Annotated in this window: 15 protein-coding genes; 12 read left to right on the top strand and 3 right to left on the bottom strand. The window is 55.0% G+C overall.

The window, feature by feature from the left end; all coding sequences use genetic code 11:
• Nucleotides 1-68 precede the first annotated feature (68 nt).
• The 5 genes from ACRZ91_RS06750 to ACRZ91_RS06770 are packed head-to-tail and all read left to right on the top strand — an operon-like array spanning nucleotide 69 to nucleotide 8,265.
• The gene (locus ACRZ91_RS06750) at nucleotides 69-1,151 is read left to right on the top strand and encodes an ABC transporter permease (protein ID WP_480903531.1); all 1,083 of its coding nucleotides are present in this window, start codon (nucleotides 69-71) and stop codon (nucleotides 1,149-1,151) included.
• Nucleotides 1,152-1,156: 5 nt separating this feature from the next.
• On the top strand, nucleotides 1,157-2,836 hold the full coding sequence (locus ACRZ91_RS06755; protein ID WP_480903534.1) for an ABC transporter ATP-binding protein: 1,680 nt from the start codon (nucleotides 1,157-1,159) through the stop codon (nucleotides 2,834-2,836).
• A 4-nt stretch (nucleotides 2,837-2,840) separates the two neighbouring features.
• Nucleotides 2,841-5,276 carry a nitrite reductase large subunit NirB gene (gene nirB / locus ACRZ91_RS06760; RefSeq protein WP_480903537.1) on the top strand — a complete coding sequence of 812 codons (2,436 nt, stop codon included), beginning with the start codon at nucleotides 2,841-2,843 and terminating at the stop codon, nucleotides 5,274-5,276.
• Nucleotides 5,273-5,605, top strand: coding sequence for a nitrite reductase small subunit NirD (nirD, locus tag ACRZ91_RS06765; protein WP_170392822.1), 333 nt, complete (start codon nucleotides 5,273-5,275; stop codon nucleotides 5,603-5,605). The genes nirB and nirD overlap by 4 nt, the downstream gene beginning before the upstream one ends.
• The gene (locus ACRZ91_RS06770) at nucleotides 5,605-8,265 is read left to right on the top strand and encodes a molybdopterin-dependent oxidoreductase (protein ID WP_480903541.1); all 2,661 of its coding nucleotides are present in this window, start codon (nucleotides 5,605-5,607) and stop codon (nucleotides 8,263-8,265) included. Before nirD ends, ACRZ91_RS06770 begins: the two co-directional genes overlap by 1 nt.
• 299 nt (nucleotides 8,266-8,564) lie before the next feature.
• Here the strand turns inward: ACRZ91_RS06770 and ACRZ91_RS06775 are convergent, their stop codons facing one another.
• The gene (locus ACRZ91_RS06775; protein ID WP_480903544.1) at nucleotides 8,565-9,080 is read right to left on the bottom strand and encodes a hypothetical protein; all 516 of its coding nucleotides are present in this window, start codon (nucleotides 9,078-9,080) and stop codon (nucleotides 8,565-8,567) included.
• A 211-nt stretch (nucleotides 9,081-9,291) separates the two neighbouring features.
• Between ACRZ91_RS06775 and ACRZ91_RS06780 the strand changes: the two genes are divergently transcribed.
• The 3 genes from ACRZ91_RS06780 (at nucleotide 9,292) to ACRZ91_RS06790 (ending at nucleotide 12,642) form a co-directional block, all read left to right on the top strand.
• Nucleotides 9,292-9,798, top strand: a complete 507-nt coding sequence (locus ACRZ91_RS06780; protein ID WP_480903547.1) for a hypothetical protein — start codon at nucleotides 9,292-9,294, stop codon at nucleotides 9,796-9,798.
• Nucleotides 9,795-11,612, top strand: a complete 1,818-nt coding sequence (locus ACRZ91_RS06785; protein ID WP_480903549.1) for a TniQ family protein — start codon at nucleotides 9,795-9,797, stop codon at nucleotides 11,610-11,612. Before ACRZ91_RS06780 ends, ACRZ91_RS06785 begins: the two co-directional genes overlap by 4 nt.
• Nucleotides 11,613-11,823: 211 nt before the next feature.
• Nucleotides 11,824-12,642, top strand: a complete 819-nt coding sequence (locus ACRZ91_RS06790) for a nucleotidyltransferase domain-containing protein (RefSeq protein ID WP_480903552.1) — start codon at nucleotides 11,824-11,826, stop codon at nucleotides 12,640-12,642.
• 100 nt (nucleotides 12,643-12,742) lie between these two features.
• Here the strand turns inward: ACRZ91_RS06790 and ACRZ91_RS06795 are convergent, their stop codons facing one another.
• Nucleotides 12,743-13,000: a hypothetical protein gene (locus ACRZ91_RS06795; RefSeq protein ID WP_480761593.1), complete on the bottom strand. Its 258-nt coding sequence runs from the start codon at nucleotides 12,998-13,000 to the stop codon at nucleotides 12,743-12,745.
• 744 nt (nucleotides 13,001-13,744) lie between these two features.
• On the opposite strand from ACRZ91_RS06795, the gene ACRZ91_RS06800 reads away from it, so the two are divergent.
• The gene (locus ACRZ91_RS06800) at nucleotides 13,745-14,263 is read left to right on the top strand and encodes a redoxin domain-containing protein (RefSeq protein WP_010437281.1); all 519 of its coding nucleotides are present in this window, start codon (nucleotides 13,745-13,747) and stop codon (nucleotides 14,261-14,263) included.
• A gap of 24 nt (nucleotides 14,264-14,287) precedes the next feature.
• On the opposite strand, the gene ACRZ91_RS06805 is transcribed toward ACRZ91_RS06800, so the two are convergent.
• Entirely contained in the window at nucleotides 14,288-14,956 is a 669-nt protein-coding gene (locus tag ACRZ91_RS06805; RefSeq protein ID WP_010437282.1) for a GntR family transcriptional regulator, read from the bottom strand.
• A gap of 322 nt (nucleotides 14,957-15,278) precedes the next feature.
• On the opposite strand from ACRZ91_RS06805, the gene ACRZ91_RS06810 reads away from it, so the two are divergent.
• From ACRZ91_RS06810 to ACRZ91_RS06820, 3 genes are all read left to right on the top strand, one after another.
• The gene (locus ACRZ91_RS06810) at nucleotides 15,279-16,253 is read left to right on the top strand and encodes a TRAP transporter substrate-binding protein (protein WP_480903557.1); all 975 of its coding nucleotides are present in this window, start codon (nucleotides 15,279-15,281) and stop codon (nucleotides 16,251-16,253) included.
• 76 nt (nucleotides 16,254-16,329) lie between these two features.
• Nucleotides 16,330-16,863, top strand: coding sequence for a TRAP transporter small permease (locus ACRZ91_RS06815; protein WP_170717413.1), 534 nt, complete (start codon nucleotides 16,330-16,332; stop codon nucleotides 16,861-16,863).
• Between the two features lie 2 nt (nucleotides 16,864-16,865).
• Entirely contained in the window at nucleotides 16,866-18,152 is a 1,287-nt protein-coding gene (locus ACRZ91_RS06820) for a TRAP transporter large permease (RefSeq protein ID WP_480903560.1), read from the top strand.

Consider the following 18,152-nt stretch of genomic DNA (forward strand, 5'->3'; position numbering starts at 1 on the left):
CAAATCCCGCGCCCGGCCCGCGCCGGGCGCAGCCCCCAAAGTGCCCCGCCATCGCAAGGACACATCAGATGACAACGGTCGATCCCGATTTCAACGAAGACGCTGCCCGAGAGGAACGTCGCGCCCGCCTTTTCACCCGCATCAATGCAGCCGACAAATGGTTCCAGGTTCTGGGTCTCAGCTGGGCGACCCCGGTCCTGAAAGCCGCCGCTGGGGACAACCCGCGCACGCAGATGACCGAGATCTGGCGGTTGCTGATCGTGCCTCTGTTGTCGATCTGCGCCTTCTTGTTGCTGTGGGGAACGCTGGCCCCCAAGGTGCAGACCTCTCTCGGCGCGGTTCCGGGGCCGGCGCAGGTTTGGGAAGAGATGGTCAGCCTGAACCAGGATGCCAAGGCCAAAGCGGCCAAACGCGCGAAGTTCGAGGCCATGGTCGAGAAGCGCAATCAGAAATTCATTGACGCTGGCCAGCCGGAGAAAGTGAAAGAGGTCGCCTTCACGGGTGCTCCGACCTATTATCAGCAAATCTGGACTTCGATCAAAACAGTGTTTTTTGGGTTTCTGATCGCCACCGTCATCGCGGTCCCACTTGGTATCGCAGCCGGCCTGTCTCCGACTGCAAATGCAGCCCTAAACCCGCTAATCCAGATCTTCAAACCGGTCTCGCCGCTGGCCTGGTTGCCGATCGTCACTATGATCGTCTCGGCCGTTTACGTCACCAATGACGGCTGGTTCGCGAAATCCTTCCTGATCTCGGCCATTACCGTGACCCTGTGTTCGCTATGGCCCACATTGATCAATACATCTTTGGGTGTAGCCTCCATCGATAAGGACCTGGTGAATGTCTCCAAAGTCCTGAAAATGAATACTTATACAAAGATCACCAAGCTGGTGCTGCCCTCTGCCCTGCCTCTGATCTTCACCGGCCTGCGCCTGTCGCTGGGCGTCGGCTGGATGGTTCTGATTGCGGCGGAAATGCTAGCGCAGAACCCCGGTCTGGGCAAATTCGTCTGGGATGAGTTCCAGAACGGTTCCTCCAGTTCGCTCGCCAAGATCATGGTTGCGGTCTTCACCATCGGTATCATCGGCTTCCTGCTGGACCGGGTGATGTACGCGCTGCAATCCCTGTTTACCTTCACAAACAACCGGTGAGTGCGATGAGCATCCTAAGTTTCAAGAACGCCTCGAAATCCTTCGGTGAAGGTACCGCTCGCACGGATGTGCTGAAAGGCATCGATCTTAACGTGCAAGAGGGTGAGTTTCTGGTGATCCTCGGTTTTTCCGGCACCGGCAAAACCACCCTTATCAATCTAATGGCCGGGCTGGACACCCCAACCGGCGGAGAGGTCACCTTCAAAGGCACTCCGATCAAAGGGCCGGGCCCCGAGCGTGGCGTGATCTTCCAGAACTACTCGCTGATGCCCTGGCTGACGGTCAGTGGCAATGTGGGGTTGGCGGTGGATACGGTCTTTCCGGGTCTCAGCAAGACCGAGAAGGCCGAAAAAATCGCGCATTACGTCAAGATGGTCGGCCTCAGTCACGCCGCGTCCCGCCGCCCGGCAGAGCTGTCGGGTGGGATGCGCCAGCGGGTCAACGTGGCGCGTGCCTTGTCGATGAACCCCGAGGTTTTGTTGCTGGATGAGCCTCTGTCGGCGCTCGACGCGCTGACCCGCGCCAATCTGGCCGATGAGATCGAACATATCTGGGAAGCCGACAAGAAAACTTGTGTCCTCATCACCAATGACGTTGATGAGGCGATCATTCTGGCCGACCGTATCATTGCCCTGAACCCAGATGGCACGCTGGGGCAGGAATTCCCTGTCTCAATCCCGCGTCCGCGCGAACGCGCTGCGATGAACAATGACGAGACTTTCAAACGCCTGCGCGCGGACGTTACCAAATACCTGATGGATGTGGGGATCGAGGCCAAGGTCGAAGGCTCGCGTATCCTCCCGGATGTCACCCCAATCCACGGTGTTCCAACGGCGGTGGCCGAGGCGCAAAAGGGGCTGATCGAGAACCGCTTCCTCGACTTCTCGCAGCTTCACAAGGTTTATCCGACGCCCAAAGGCCCTCTGACCGTGGTCGAGGATTTCGAACTGAAGATCGACAAGGGCGAGTTCATCTCGCTGATCGGCCATTCGGGTTGTGGCAAGTCCACGGTTTTGACCATGGCGGCGGGGCTGAACGACATCTCGAAGGGTGCGATCAAGCTGGATGGCCGTCACGTCGAAGGGGCCGATCCCGAACGCGCGGTGGTGTTCCAATCCCCCAACCTGTTCCCATGGTTAACCGCCAAGGAGAACGTCGCGATTGGGGTGGACAAGGTCTATCCAAAGGCCAGCATGGCCGAGCGTCAGGATGTGGTCGAATACTATCTGGAACGGGTCGGACTGGCCGATGCTATGGACAAATCCGCCTCCGACTTGTCGAACGGCATGAAGCAACGCGTCGGCATCGCCCGCGCCTTTGCCCTGTCCCCCAAGCTGCTGTTGCTCGATGAGCCCTTCGGCATGCTCGACAGCCTGACCCGATGGGAATTACAGGAAGTCCTGATGGAGGTCTGGTCCCGCACCAAGGTCACTGCGATCTGCGTTACCCACGACGTGGATGAGGCGATCTTACTGGCTGATCGCGTGGTGATGATGACCAACGGTCCGCAGGCAACGATCGGCAAGATCACCAAGGTTGAGCTGCCGCGTCCGCGCACGCGCAAAGCGCTGCTGGAGCACCCGGATTACTATGCTTACCGGCAGGAAGTCCTCGATTTCCTCGAAGAATATGAACATGGCGCCAAGCCAAAAACACCCGCCCCCAAGGCGATTGCAGCGGAGTGAAATCATGAAGCAAAGACTTGTTGTCATAGGCGCGGGTATGGCCTCAGGCCGGGTGTTGGAACACCTGACCGAAGCCGCGCCGGATGCGTTCGACATCACCCTGTTCAACGCCGAGCCGCGCGGGAACTACAACCGTATCATGCTCAGCCCGGTACTGTCGGGCGAGAAAACCTATGAAGAGATCGTCACCCATGACGACGCCTGGTATGCCGCGCGGGGCATTGCCTGCCGCTTTGGTGAAAAGGTCGCGAAGATCGACCGCGAGATGAAGGTGGTCGAAGGTCAGAACGGCCACGTTCCCTATGACAAGCTGGTGATTGCGACCGGGTCTAACCCGTTCATGATCCCTCTGCCAGGGCATGATCTGGAGGGCGTGATTGCCTACCGCGATCTGGAAGACACCGAGCAGATGATAGGCATGGGCCCTGACAACAAGGTGGTCGTGATCGGCGGCGGCTTGCTGGGGCTCGAGGCCGCCGCGGGTATGGCTGCCCATGGCGTTGACGTGACGGTGGTGCATATCATGGGCCACCTGATGGAGCGACAGCTAGATGAGGCCGCAGGCTACCTGCTGAAGAAATCGCTAGAAGACAAAGGCATCAGGATTTGCCTGCAGGCGAACTCTAAAGAAATCCTCGGACAGGACGGAAAGGTCCGCGCGCTGCTTCTGGACGACGGGACCGAATTGCCCTGTGATCTGCTTGTCATGGCCGTGGGTATCCGCCCCAACACAGCTCTTGCGCAACAGGCTGGGCTGGCCACCGGGCGCGGTATCCATGTGGATGACCAGATGCTGACTTCGGATCCGGATGTCTTTGCGGTAGGTGAATGCGTCGAACATGACGGGGCGGTCTTCGGTCTTGTCGCGCCGCTTTACGATCAGGCGAAAGTGGCTGCGCAGGCTTTGTTGGGTGAAGAGGCTGCGTTTGCTCAGAAAACCCTCTCCACCAAGTTGAAGGTCACCGGCTGCGATCTGTTCAGTGCGGGGGATTTTGCGGATGGGCCGGGGCGCGAGGATATCGTGTTCCGCGACCCCTCGCGCGGGGTCTACAAACGGCTTGTGATTGAAGAGGATCGGCTGGTCGGCGCGGTCATGTATGGTGACACCACTGATGGCAGCTGGTTCTTTGGCCTCATCAAAGACGGCACCAGCGTAGAAGAAATGCGCGAGACGCTGATCTTCGGACCCGCATATCAGGGGGGCGACACTGCGGACCCTCTCTCAGCCGTTGCAGCATTGCCGCATGAGGCGGAGATTTGCGGCTGCAACGGCGTATGCAAAGGTGACATCGTCGAGGCGATCAATGCGGGGGCGGGTGATCTGGGCGCGGTGCGCACGACCACCAAGGCTAGTGCATCCTGCGGAACTTGCACAGGATTGGTTGAGCAAGTGTTGCAGGTCACTCTGGGCGACGCGTTCCAGATGCCTGCCGCGCAGCCGGTCTGCGGATGCACCGACCTGACCCATGAGGATGTGCGACGCCTGATCAAAGGGCAGGAGTTAAAAAGTCAGGCTGCCGTCTGGCAGGAACTGGGTTGGACGACGCCCAATGGCTGCCATGTCTGTCGGCCCGCGATCAACTACTACCTGCTGGCCGACTGGCCGCTGGAATACCAAGACGACCCACAAAGCCGTTTCGTCAATGAACGCAAACACGCCAACATCCAGAAGGATGGCACGTTCAGCGTTGTACCGCGTATGTGGGGCGGGATCACCACGCCCGACGAACTGCGCGCCATTGCAGATGCGGCGGATAAATACGATGTTCCCACCGTCAAGGTCACGGGCGGTCAGCGGATCGATCTGCTGGGCGTCAAAGGCGAAGATCTGCCCGCCATGTGGTCAGACCTGAACAAAGCCGGGCTGGTCTCTGGCCACGCCTATTCCAAAGGTTTGCGCACGGTCAAAACCTGCGTCGGCACCGATCATTGCCGGTTTGGTACTCAGGACAGCACCGGGCTTGGCATAAAGCTTGAAAGAATCCTGTGGGGGTCGTGGACGCCGCACAAGCTGAAGCTGGCCGTATCTGGCTGCCCTCGAAACTGTGCCGAGGCGACCTGCAAGGACATCGGCGTGGTCTGCGTCGAATCTGGCTATCAGATCAGCATCGGCGGGGCCGCAGGGATGGATGTCAAAGAGACCGAGCTACTCTGTCAGATTCCCACCGAAGAAGAAGCGATCGAGATCGTGATGGCCGTCACGCAAGCCTATCGCGAAGGCGGCAAGTATCTGGACCGTTTATATAAATGGCTGGGTAAGGTGGGCATGGACTGGGTCAAGGTGCAGGTCGTGGACGACCTTGAAAATCGCGCGGCCCTCGTCGCGCGGTTCGAACTGTCGCAAAACATCTACCGCAAAGACCCCTGGGCCGAACACGTCAAAGAAAAAGCGCAAACCTACGCGCCAATTGCAGATTTCACATTGGAGGCCGCGGAATGAGCTGGATCGACATCGGACATATCGACGAGGTTCCCTTGCGTGGGGCGCGTCTGGTCAAGACGCATATCGGCTGCATCGCTGTCTTCCGTACTGCCGAGGTGGAGGTCTATGCTGCGACTAACAGCTGTCCGCACAAGGGCGGTCCTTTGTCTGAGGGTATCGTGCACGGGCAGTCGGTGACCTGTCCTTTGCACAATTGGGTATTTGACCTGAATACGGGCGAGGCGCAAGGCGCGGATGATGGCCGCATTACCATCTATCCCGTGCGCATTGAAGACGACCGTATCCTGTTAGACGACAGTGCAGTTACCCGGCGGAGCGCCGCCTGATGGACGGAAGTGGTCTGCCTGAAGTTCGCTCGACTTGCGCCTATTGCGGGGTCGGCTGCGGTGTGCTTTTGCGGCCCGATGGGGCCGGAGGCTTGACCGTTCGCGGCGATCCGGATCATCCAGCGAATTTTGGGCGTTTGTGCTCGAAAGGATTGGCTTTGGGAGAAACAGTTGGGCTGGAACATCGGTTGCTGGCTCCTCGCGCCTTCGGCCGAGACACAAACTGGGACAACGCGCTGCAACTGGTCGCAGATCGGTTTTCTGCCGCAATCAAGAACCATGGACCGGACAGCGTGGCATTTTACGTCTCGGGGCAGTTGCTGACAGAGGATTATTACGTCGCCAACAAGCTGATGAAGGGTTTTATGGGGTCGGCCAACATCGACACCAATTCTCGACTGTGTATGGCGTCAACTGTGGCCGGACACAAACGCGCCTTTGGCACAGATACCGTGCCCGGGACTTATGAGGATCTGGATGAGGCTGATTTGGTTGTCTTGGTTGGCTCAAACCTCGCATGGTGCCATCCCGTTCTCTATCAACGCGTCATAGCTGCGCGTCAGGCGCGCGGTACGAAGATTGTGGTTGTCGACCCGCGCCGAACAGCCAGCTGCGATCAGGCCGATCTCTATCTGGCGTTGCAACCCGGCAGTGACGTGGCATTGTTCAACCGCTTGCTGAGCAGAATTCACCAATCTGGGCATGTGGCACCGGATTTTCTGGATCGCAGCGTAGGGTACACTGAAGTCCTCGAACTCGCACAGCTTGATGATCCGGATGAGACCGGACTTACCCCAGGTGAAATCGAAGCGTTTTGCGATCTGTGGATTGGAACCGAGCGGGTTGTTACGATTTTCAGTCAAGGCGTAAACCAATCCTCCAGCGGAACAGACAAAGTCAACGCGATCCTGAACTGCCATCTGGCTACGGGGCGCATCGGACGCGCAGGGATGGGCCCGTTCTCGGTTACCGGCCAACCGAACGCCATGGGTGGTCGAGAGGTCGGCGGTCTGGCCAACATGCTTGCGTGTCACCTGGATATCGAAAACGAGGCCCACAGAGCAGCCGTCCGGGACTTTTGGAAAGCGCCCATCCTGCCAGAAAAGCAGGGGCTCAAAGCTGTCGACATGTTTCGCGCCGTTAAAGATGGCCAGATCAAAGCACTTTGGATCATCCACACCAATCCAGCGGCCACGATGCCGGACGCCGATCGAGTCAAGGCGGCGATCAAAAACTGCCCATTCACCGTTGTAAGCGACCTGACTGCCCAAACAGACACCGCGCGTCTCGCAGACGTATTGCTTCCAGCAGCAGGATGGGGCGAAAAAAGCGGCACAGTAACCAATTCCGACCGCATGATCAGCAGGCAACGAGCCGTTCTGACCCCTCCGGGACAGGCACGTGCGGATTGGGATATCTTGGCCGAGGTTGGCCGCCGCATGGGTTGGGCCGAGGCCTTCAGCTATGAGTCTGCGGCGCAGATTTTTAGGGAATATGCGAACATGTCCTCGCTTGCCGTCTCATTTGGCAAAGACTTTGAGATTGCTGGCTTTTCGGACATCAACGACGAAGATTATGATGCGATGTGCCCGACACGATGGCCCACGGCATCGCGGAAAACTGACGGTCGTTTCTTCGGAGACGGGCAGTTTTTTCATCCTGATGGCAAGGCGCGGTTTGTGCCGGTCACCCATCGAACGCCCAAGGCAGAGCCATCAGAACGCTACCCTTTCCTGTTGAACACAGGGAGAAATCGGGATCAGTGGCACACCATGACCCGATCCGGATTGTCGCCTCGTTTATCGGCCCACCTTGCCGAGCCCTATTTGGAAATGAACCCGAAGGACGTTGATCAAATGGGGCTTGGTCCTGCCGATTTGGTCGAAGTTAGTAGTTCAGTCGGCAGCGGCATATTTCGGCTTCGCATTACGGAATCTATTGCGCGTGGCAATGTGTTTGCGCCCATTCACTGGACCGGAGAAACGGCACCGTCGGCCCGTGTAAACGAGATAATTCCCTGTGTAACTGACCCGATTTCTGGTCAGCCGGAAAGCAAATCAACAGCGGTATCTGTTCGACGTATGAGAGCAGCATGGTACGGTTTCGCCGTTTCAGCCGATGCAGCGTTCCCTGAAGCAGAGTATTCGGCGACAGCCAGAACAACCAACGGCTACAGGATGGAGTTGGCTGGGAACCAGATTATTGAAGACTGGGAAAAGACCGCTCGCGTTTGGTTTAGTTTACCGGATGCAACGGCGACTTCAGTAGAAGATCCCAAACGCGGCTCTTATAGAATTGCGCTGTCAGACGGTCAGCGCATTCTGGCAGTGCTCTTCGTCTCGCGCCGACCTATCACCCTGATGCGAGGCTATTTGGCAACTTTGCCTGAGGTAACGCCTCAGCAAATTCTGTCTGGCCAGTCATCTGTTGATTCTGAGGACTGCGGCCCAATCGTCTGTTCGTGTTTCGAAGTCGGGCTAAAAACCCTTATCCGCGCCATTCACGACAAGTGTTTGATCAATGTGGACGATATCGGAGGCGCCCTTAGTGCGGGAACGAACTGCGGTTCATGTCGGCCAGAGTTGGCTGATTTAATCGCCGAGCATTCGAAATTGAGTCACGACAAAACGAAGAATTCCCTGCAAGAACTACTGGGGTAGAATCGCGGTTCTCGAGTATTACAGCGGTGTGCTTAGGTTGGCTTTCAAAGAACACGCAGGATCCCTTCGCTCGACACCACATATCTGGTTAAGCTTGGTTGACGGTTCTGGCGGTTCAGTCCGAGGATGGCGTCGCTCTACGCTCAAGACCTCCCCGGTGTTCGAATTTCGCGTTGACCGCGAATGTCTCCTTTGGCGCGCCGCTGCGCAGCATCGAAGACTGTTTTCAGGTGACTGCTTAGGGCCGGCCGTGACTAAACTAGATTTTCTAAAACGCCCCTGAGGTGCATACGAAAAACCTAAGGCGGCCGTGATGATTTTGAGAGTTTTCTCGGTCGACCTTTGTAACCCACGATCAGCTTTTCATCCTCGAGCAGACGTAGCGCCGTTTCCCAGCGGATTTTGAGTTTTCGCGCCACCCTGTTGATTACTTGGGTCTCTGTCCAAATACGGCGCAGCTTATGTTTTGGCACTTTGGGCCTGCGAACCCCGCGCTGCACCTCAAAGCCGCGTTCCCTAAAGAGTTTGGACAGCGTTGCTGGCTTCATCCCGTTTGCATTGGCAATATCTGAACAGGTCTTTCCCCTTTGATATTGCCTATAGAGGCGTTGAACATAGTCGACGCCAAGCAAATCCAAGAGCCGACGCACCACCAACGGGTTAATTCCGAGCCGTTCAGCAAATTCCCTATGGGTTTTGCTAAGTTTGAGTAGAGCGAGGAGTTTGCGGCGCAGGTATGGCTGCCACGCATTTGGCGTCTCTCGCAGGAAAATAGTCGGAACTCTGCCACATTTTATTTCGAATACTGTGTTCAAGCCTTATCCAGTTTCTTCAAAGTCAGATATCTTTGTTTGCACCGGTTGGCGCAAAGCTGTTGGCGTTACAGCAGCTTAACTGATGACCGCCTGACATTGCATTGAATTTTTGAGGCGCGAATGCGTAAACATCAGAAAATAAACAATAAAAATGACATCTTTGAGGTCATTTGCTAGGTTTCGCTTACTGGAATCAGTCGGAACATTTGACATGGCAGGAAATTTGGTAGTCGATCTAGCTAAACATGAGCAGATCAAGTGTGACCTTCGCGTTCTGTCTGGCACGCCCGATCTGATCGAGATGATCAATTCGGATGTTCAGCTTAAAAGGCGCATAGATGTTGTGCACCTGGGTGCAGTGAGCTGGATATCCCATGAACCCGAAATCACAGAGATATTTGGCGAGTTCGTTGTGAAATCTGGTCTGATACCTTCCATCGAACTTCAACAGAGAGAGTTTCTCAAGCGGCTGGTCCATGCAGGTGGCAATGAGTTTGGATTGTTCATCGAAATGTGTCTGAGCGGGATAGAAGAGGCACTTTATGACGGTGATACCCAACTCCGTCTTGCACATTTTGCAGAGGCATTCCGGCGCAAGTCGGGGTGTATCCCTGCATTCAACCCGTTCCTTGCCCAAGACTACCTGAGCATTGATGTCAGAACCATCATGGGCTGGTTGGATCTCGATGACCCTTCGCCGGATGGAGGATTGTCATGACAGCACTACTTGCTCTGACTTTGACTCATCATCACATGGAAACCCCTGCCTCTTATGTCGCCCGCCTGTCACGCCGCAATCGCAGTATTCCGAGGGAGTTCTGCTCAGACCTAGGTCTGAGATGGCCCCATATCTGTTCGGCCCATCCGGATCAGCTGGAGCGGCTGTCACAACTGGCTGGGGTGCCACTTGAGGCGTTGGAATTGGCGGCATCCAGATTGGTTGGCCCCTGTCGGTACCGCGTCGGGAATTCCTTTGCCACCACAGGTTCGTTCCGTCGGGCTACCACCCGAATCTGTCCGAAGTGTATTGTGGATGTCATTGATAGGTCGGGCCCTGAGAACGCGTTTCAACTTGTTGAGTGGTTGGTGCTTCCGATTGGGACTTGCGCAAAACACGGCGTTCCGCTGCTCCAGCTTCCCAACGCGTCATACGTACATCGCACCTATGATGTGGTTGAACAAGTGACGCGTCACCAAGATTTGATCTTTGAAGCCGCTCAAGACGCGACATCGCTTGGGCGATCCTCGTTTGAAACTTACCTGAGCCGTCGTATTGAGTTTGGGGTCGCCGGTGACTGGTTGGACTCGCTGGAGCTGACGCATCTTCATCAGTCCGCTCTGACATTAGGTATGGCGATTTCCATGGGCCGCGGCGTCGGCCGCTCGGATTTGGACTTCGAACAAGAGCGTACTTGCATGTCGGCTGGTTTCGAGGTTCTGAAGACTGGGCCGGAAGCCCTGAAATCTGAGTTGGAGCGTGCCAGGCGCCGGTCTTCCGCCAAGCGGTCCTATTTCACGACAGATATGGGCGAATTCTACACCTGGCTTAAGGAAACTGAAGAGGACCCGGCGACAGCAGTCCTCAGGGCTTGTGTGCAGGATTTTGTGCGTGAAAACTATCCGCTGCAGACCGGCGCAAAAGTTCTGGGTACGGAAATCTCAGCGCCCAAACTCATCACGCTTGAACGCGTGCGGGAGCTACATGGGGTCGGCGAGGTTCGGGTGCGAGGTATTCTCGCCCATCTTCGCGGTATAAATGCGAGCGACCTGTCATACATGAAGGATGTCAGCCATGAGGATCTGGCTGCGGTGCTCGACTTCTGGTCTGGGTTGCAGAATACCAAATCCACCGCAGTCCAGCTGAATATCCATCCGGTCCATGTTAAGGCACTGATCCGGCATAATGTTCTGGAAGCCTATCGTTTTGGAACGTCTCTGCGCTATGTTCCATCGTCCTCGGTACAGACCTTGCTGACTAGGCTTGAAGGCCTGCGCATTGCCTCTCGGGCACGTCATAGGTTGCCCCTCTCGGAGTACAGCCGACAGAGCGGGGTGGCCCTAGCTCGCGTTGTCGCCGATTTGGCAGCAGGCCGACTGACCGGCGTTTGGAGAGATCCGGACGTAGAGGGGTTGGCTGGAATTCTTATAGACTGCGCTGAGATCTTGGAAAAATCGGAGCGCGTGTTTTCTGGTGATCTGTCTCTTCTGGATGCGGCGGCGCGCTTGAGAATTAGCGTCGGGTCAATCCGGTTATTGCGGGATGGCGGATACCTGAACCAGATAAAACTGCGAAACCCGGACACGCAGCACTATCGTTACTACATCACCGAAGAGAGTATTCAGACGTTTGAAGTGTCCTACGTAACGCTGGGCCAAATGGCAGAGCAGTTTGAGATCGCCGCGATCCATTTGGGTCCGGCACTGGATCGTAGAAAAGTTGAGACAATCCCCTGCGAGGCTGGGTTTGTTCGTGCCTACCCGAACGAGACACGAGATGTGGTTCGGGAACTAGCGACCAGAGTAACGAGTTAATCTGACTTGATGGTCTCGATGGATTTTTGAACCAGTGCGCGGCGGAATTGGCCAGATACTCTACAGCGCATGCTCACCAATAATAGCAAGGTTTGGGACATGATAATGCCGCCTCCGATGGCCATAGTTCCGCGGTTGCTTCCCTAGGTCTTGTTGACAAAAACTATGTTGTACCATCCCAGATGGCTGTCCTGAGACTGCGAGAAACACAATGACCCGTCCAACTTTCACCTCTAGCGTTTCGCCTCAGATCGAGCAGGTCATCCAATCTAAGCTCACCGCTTTGGAATCGGATTACGATGTCCGAGTGTTGTTCGCCATTGAAAGCGGTAGCCGCGCATGGGGTTTCCCGTCTCCCGACAGTGATTACGATGTACGCTTCATCTATGTACATCGGCCAGACTGGTATCTGAGTGTTGAGCCCGGTCGCGATGTCATCGAACTGCCCATTGAGGGCGATTGGGACATAAACGGGTGGGATATTCGCAAAGCGCTTGGTTTGTTGATCAAACCTAACCCTGTGATGTTGGAATGGTTATCCAGTCCGATCAGGTACAGATGGAATGACCCGATATGCAAACAGCTGATTGCCTTCGCAGCCAAGACGACCTACGGCGAGTCCTGCCTGCACCACTATCGCAACCTGGCACAGAAACAGTGGGACAAGCATGTTGGTGAGAGCCAGGAGGTGAGCTTCAAGGCGTATTTCTACATAATGAGACCCGCCTTGGCGATCTCGTGGATCAGGCAGATACCCGATACGCCGCCGCCGATGAACCTGCATGATCTCATTAATGATCAGGACCTGCCACCCGACCTAGTGGGGCATATTGACAGGCTTTTGACGTTGAAAAGTAAAACCAAGGAAATGGGCCGTGGACAACGTATAGCGATCGTTGACGATTTCATACAAGATCAGATGGCGTGGGCAGCCGTGGTGAAAAAGAACGAAGATCGCCACGACCTCACGACCGAGGGCAATAACTTGCTGCGGCACATAGTGAGAAAAGACGCGGGACTCGGTTCGTGATCTAACGATGGCCGCAACGGGCCAAACTGCTTCGGTCGTCTCAACGGCCACCTGAGCCAAAGTGCGCGGCGGAGTTATGGAATGCTTCCGCCGCACATACTCACCAATAATAGTGGTGGGGCTTGCGCCCATCGGGCCAGACTAGGTCGTCAGGATCAGCGCCTTTCAGGATGCCGAACGCAAGAGCCTTGGATTTGCGTCTCGTTGGACGCGTGTGACAGGTGATGTCGTGATAGCGTGGCCAATTGCCAAGCCACCGGACATCATCCGGGTCTTTTCCGAGACGACGGCTCAGACCTAGGCGTGAGTACCCGTTCCCAAGCACGGTACGGGGACGTTTGCGTTTGTAATGGGCCATGTCATTGGCCTTTCATGCAGTTTCTGAACTACATGGCACCCTCCATCGGTTGGCTCGTTGGTTTTGGGCTGGGCTCGGATAGACGGCCGAAAACGCAGCCGAACTGAATATCGGACTGGGCGAACAAGATCAATGGGGCGGGAAAAAGCCGCTCAATGTGGTGTTAGGTGATTGGGCCGGTAGGCTGTGGACGGACGGACCACTCAACCAGAGATCGCTTCACATAACACCCGTTCAGTGAAGTTTGCGTTTCGGTATGATGCTGCAATTCATGCGGTGGTCGCAAAACCTGCCATTCGAGATCCGGGTCGACGAAGACCGCAATGCAGCCTAAGCGGACTTTTGCGGTTGCAGGTAGTGAATACGCAGCAGTTCTTCGCGTTTACAGTAAAGCGCTGTCGGTGACGTGGCGGATTTCACGAGGCTGGTCGTTTGATCGTTCTTGTCTCGATTGTAAAGGTTTCTTGGGGCCAAATGCGATCAGGTCGCGTTGAATTCGATACAGATACGCTGGATGCGCTCACACCTGTTGCGGCATTAGACGTCCGCCTGCAATGAGGGCCGTAGAGTGACGGCGGGTAGGTATCGGTGTTTCCTCGTTAACTAACAGCAAACTTAGATCGAGCGTGCCTTTCAAGCACCCAATGATATCGCGATCTTGGTTTCAATCATTGCCTTGACGTGACATGAACTAAGCCAACGGTATCCGCGCAAAGCCTTGTTTGTAGAAGAAAGGAACGACTCATGACCTCAGCCAAACCAAATGTCGGCGCGCAAATCGAGCAAATGAGTTTTTTAAGGCTGGGGTCTGATGACAAGGTTACGATCGGTCAACAAAAAGACCGCTGGACCATGTTGTTTGTTTATCGAGGCAAGCATTGTCCTCGCTGCAAGCGCTTCTTGAACAAGTTGAATGTGGCGCTGTCAGCATGGGCTGACGTTATGGACGTTATCGTTGTCTCTGCCGACAACAAAGAAAAAGCTGCGGCAGACAAAGCAGAATTCGGCTGGGATTTTGATCTTTGCTATGGAATGACTGAAGCGCAAATGCGCGCGCTTGGTCTTTACGTGTCATCGCCTCTATCTGATGCAGAAACGACGGGTCTGTTCGCCGAACCTGGCGCGTTTGCCATCCGTCCGAATGGGACGCTGATGCTGGCCGATATCTCTAACGGCCCTGCGGCACGTCCCGATTTGGAAGAGCTTTTGGACGGCATGAAATTCAATATTGATAATGATCGTCCGGAACGAGGAACGGCCTGAGACGACCAGATCGCATGGCCTCGGTTACTCAAAGTAGCCTGGGTGCGTCTTGTGAATGAAGTCGATTGTTTCGTCGAGGCGGGACAGGTGTTTTCTGACAGCGGCTTGCGCTTGGTCATGGTCTCCTGCCGCCATGGTCTCTGCAATCTCTCGGTGATCGGCGAGGATGGCGTCTGCGGCACTGCCCTTTTCAAGACTGAGCATACAAAGCCGGTCAACCTTTTGCTTGGATTCTAGCATTACATCAAATGCCATCGGATTGCCGCTGAGCACGTAGATCAGTTTGTGAAAATCATAGTCCAGCGAGTGAAACGCCGATAGATCACCGTCACTGATCGCCTGCTCTTGTAAGGCGAGATTTTCTTCAAGTCTTGCTTCACTTGCTGCGTCCCAAACTTCCATTGCTCGATGGACGATCTCTAGCTCCACCGCCATTCGAACCAATCGCGCGAGAGCCACACGCTCCATAGAAAACCCTCGAACTACGGTCGCCTTTTGTGGTCGTATTAAGAGCAGATCTTCGTTGCCGAGCCTTGTGAATGCGTTGCGAACAGGTTGGCGTGATACGCCGAATCGGCTGGCTACCTCTGTTTCGGATAGCTTTGTACCGGGAAGAATTTCAAGCGAAACGATCTCGTCGTGTAGCGCTTCATAGACCGCATCGGTTGTGGTTCGTCTGACAATTTCTTCCACGGTATGTTGCTTGCGCCCTCTGTCTTAGTCACGTTTCAAATTACAGATCCACTGTTATGGCATTGAAACAAATAGAATATTCTATTTTGTTTTGCTTGAGTGAACCAATGTAGGCCTGTCACCTATCAAATGCCCTGCGCTTTCGACTGTCAAGCAATCTGACATACTAAAAGCCTACAGTTGACATAACTTGGATACTAGTGTCCCTTTAAGGGCAGCAGCGATTCTGGTTCTTGGGGGAAATCGAAAGCTACGTGGCTTACGGTCTCTGAAATTCCATGAAAGCCAAATCCTGTCCAAAAATAACCGGGGAGGAGAACCCATGACTTTCACGAAATCGTTCTTTGCAACTGCGACCGCTGTGGCATTCATTGCAACGTCAGCTTCAGCCGAAAACTGGCGAGCCTGGAATATCCACAACGACGGCCATCCCAACACGGCTGCAATGGACAAGTTTGCCGAACTGGTTGACGCCGCTACAGACGGCGAAGTTACCGTCGATGTATTCCACGGTGGTGTTCTTGGTTCCCAACCGGATGCCCTAGAACAGGTTCGTATCGGCGCAATCGAGGTCGGTAACTTCAACCTCGGTCCTATTGGCCCAATGGTGAAAGAAGCTAACCTTGTATCGCTTCCTTTCATCTTCAAAGATGTGCCGCACATGTTCCGCGTGCTGGACGGCGACGCCGGTGAGGTTGTTTCAGCTGCGATGGGTGAAGCAGGCGTTCTGCCACTGGCATGGTTTGATGCCGGTGCGCGTTCTTTCTACAGCCAAAAGCCGATCAACACGCCCGCAGATGTCGAAGGTCTGAAAATCCGTGTGATGAACAACGATCTTTATACATCTATGATTTCAGCTATGGGCGGTAACCCGTCTCCAATGGCATTCTCCGAAGTTCAGCAAGCGCTGAAAACCGGCGTTGTTGATGGTGCGGAGAACAACTTCCCGTCGTTCAAGAATGTCGGTCACTATGAAGTGACCACAAATTATTCTTTGTCCGAGCACCTGATTATCCCCGAGTGCATCTGCGTGAACACGGCCAAATTCAATGCGCTGTCTCCTGAATTGCAAGCCGCTGTGCGCGGTGCCGCAGAAGAAGCCGCATTGGTCCAGCGTGAGCTTTGGGCAATTGGCTCTGAACAAGCGCGTAAAGATGTTGAAGCGGCCGGCATCACCGTCAATGAAATCGCCGACAAGGGCTCATTCCAGTCCGCAATGGATTCGGTTTATGCAGACTACTTGGCTGCAAATCCTGACATGAAAGCGTTGGTAGAAATGGCGCAAGCCACTGAATAAGTTGTCGTAACAGTCCAACTTTGAGCGCCCGGCTCCGCCAATTGGATGCCGGGCGTTTTGTCTCAGAGGAAATCCAATGCAAGAGCCCGATACCCCACCTGCCGCCATGCGCAACATGGACAGGATTCTTGATCTGCTCGCACGAGGTTGCATGTTGCTGTCTGGCGTTGCCATTGTTGTAATGACAGCGATCTTTGCCTGGCTGGTATTTGGCCGCTACGTTCTGAACAACACGCCCACTTGGGTCGAGCAGGTTTCACTGCTGTTGGTCATGGTCATCGCGTTTCTCGGTGCGGCTGCGGGCGTGCACAATCACACGCACCTCTCTGTTGTCGTGTTCCGCAATTTAGTCCCACCCTCTGTGCGAACGGTTTTCGTCGTGCTCACTGATGTCCTGATGGCAGGTTTCGGTGGCATGATGTTTTGGTACGGGATCGAGCTGACCATATTCAAATGGAACACCCTGATCCCGCTCATCCAATGGTCAGAAGGCTTGCGCTCCTTGCCTCTGACAATCAGCGGCGCTTTGGTGTTCCTTTTTTCCACTGGCCATTTGATCCGCCTGTTTCTGGGCCGAGACGAACGCCAAGACAACATAGATCAGGGATAGTCATGGGACTCATGATTCTGTTGGGGGTTTTTGCCCTTTGTGTCATCATCGGCGCGCCAGTAGCATACGCCCTTGGTATCGCTGCATTGGCTTCCTTTTGGTTTGAAGGATTGCCGATGTTTGTTGGATTCCAGCGTATCGTGTCCGGGATCAACGTCTTTTCCCTAATGGCGATCCCGTTCTTCATCTTTGCGGGCGAGTTGATGTTTCACGGTGGTATCGCGATCCGGTTGGTTCGGTTCGCGCAGGCCGCCGTAGGCGCTGTGCGCGGTGGGCTTGGTATCGTCAATGTCTTCTCGTCCATGTTGTTTGGAGGCATTTCCGGATCGGCAATTGCCGATATCTCGGCGCTTGGGTCGATCCTGATCCCGGTGATGAAGGATAAAGGCTATGATGCCGATTATGCGGTGAACGTCACAGTGACATCATCAATTGCCGGGATCATCATCCCGCCCAGCCACAACATGATCATCTTTGCCCTTGCAACAGGCGGTGCAGTTTCAATCTCAAAACTGTTCCTGGCCGGAGTTGTGCCCGGTGTCCTTATGTGTTGCTGCCTTGCGATTGCCGCCTATGTCGTGGCGGTCAAGCGCGGCTATCAGGCCGAACAGTTTCCGGGTTGGACCGCACTGGCCATCGCCTTTGTTGGATCGATCCCTGGCTTGTTGACGGCCGTGATCATTGTTGGAGGGGTCTTGTCAGGCGTCTTTACGGTCACGGAATCCGGCGCGTTCGGGGCAATGTATGCCTTTGTGGTGACGCTTATTGTCTATCGCAGCCTGTCCTGGAAAAACTTCAAAACCGCCGTTATCTCTTCGGTGCGCACAACGTCTATGGTGATGATCCTGATCGCCTGCGCCGGTGCCTTTGCCTATATGCTAACGTTCAACCGGGTGCCGACAAAAACAGTCGAATTCCTGTTGGGTATCACAGAAAACCCGATCCTAATCTTGTTGATGATCAACGCTGTGCTGTTGCTCTTGGGGATGATCATGGACATGGCCGCGTTGATCCTGATCTGCACACCGATTTTCCTGCCGGTGATGAACATGCTGGGCATCGACCCGCTACAGTTCGGCATGATCCTTTTGGTGAACCTCGGTCTTGGTCTTTGCACACCACCTGTCGGGACCTGTCTCTTTGTAGGGTGTGCTGTTGGAAAACTACCGATGGAGAAAGCGGTCAAAACGATTTGGCCTTTCTACCTCGCCATCTTTGCCGCGCTCATGCTGATCACTTTTGTACCGGCAATATCGCTGACACTGCCGAACTTGATCATTGGTCCCTAA

Source organism: Ruegeria sp. O11, from assembly GCF_056535285.1.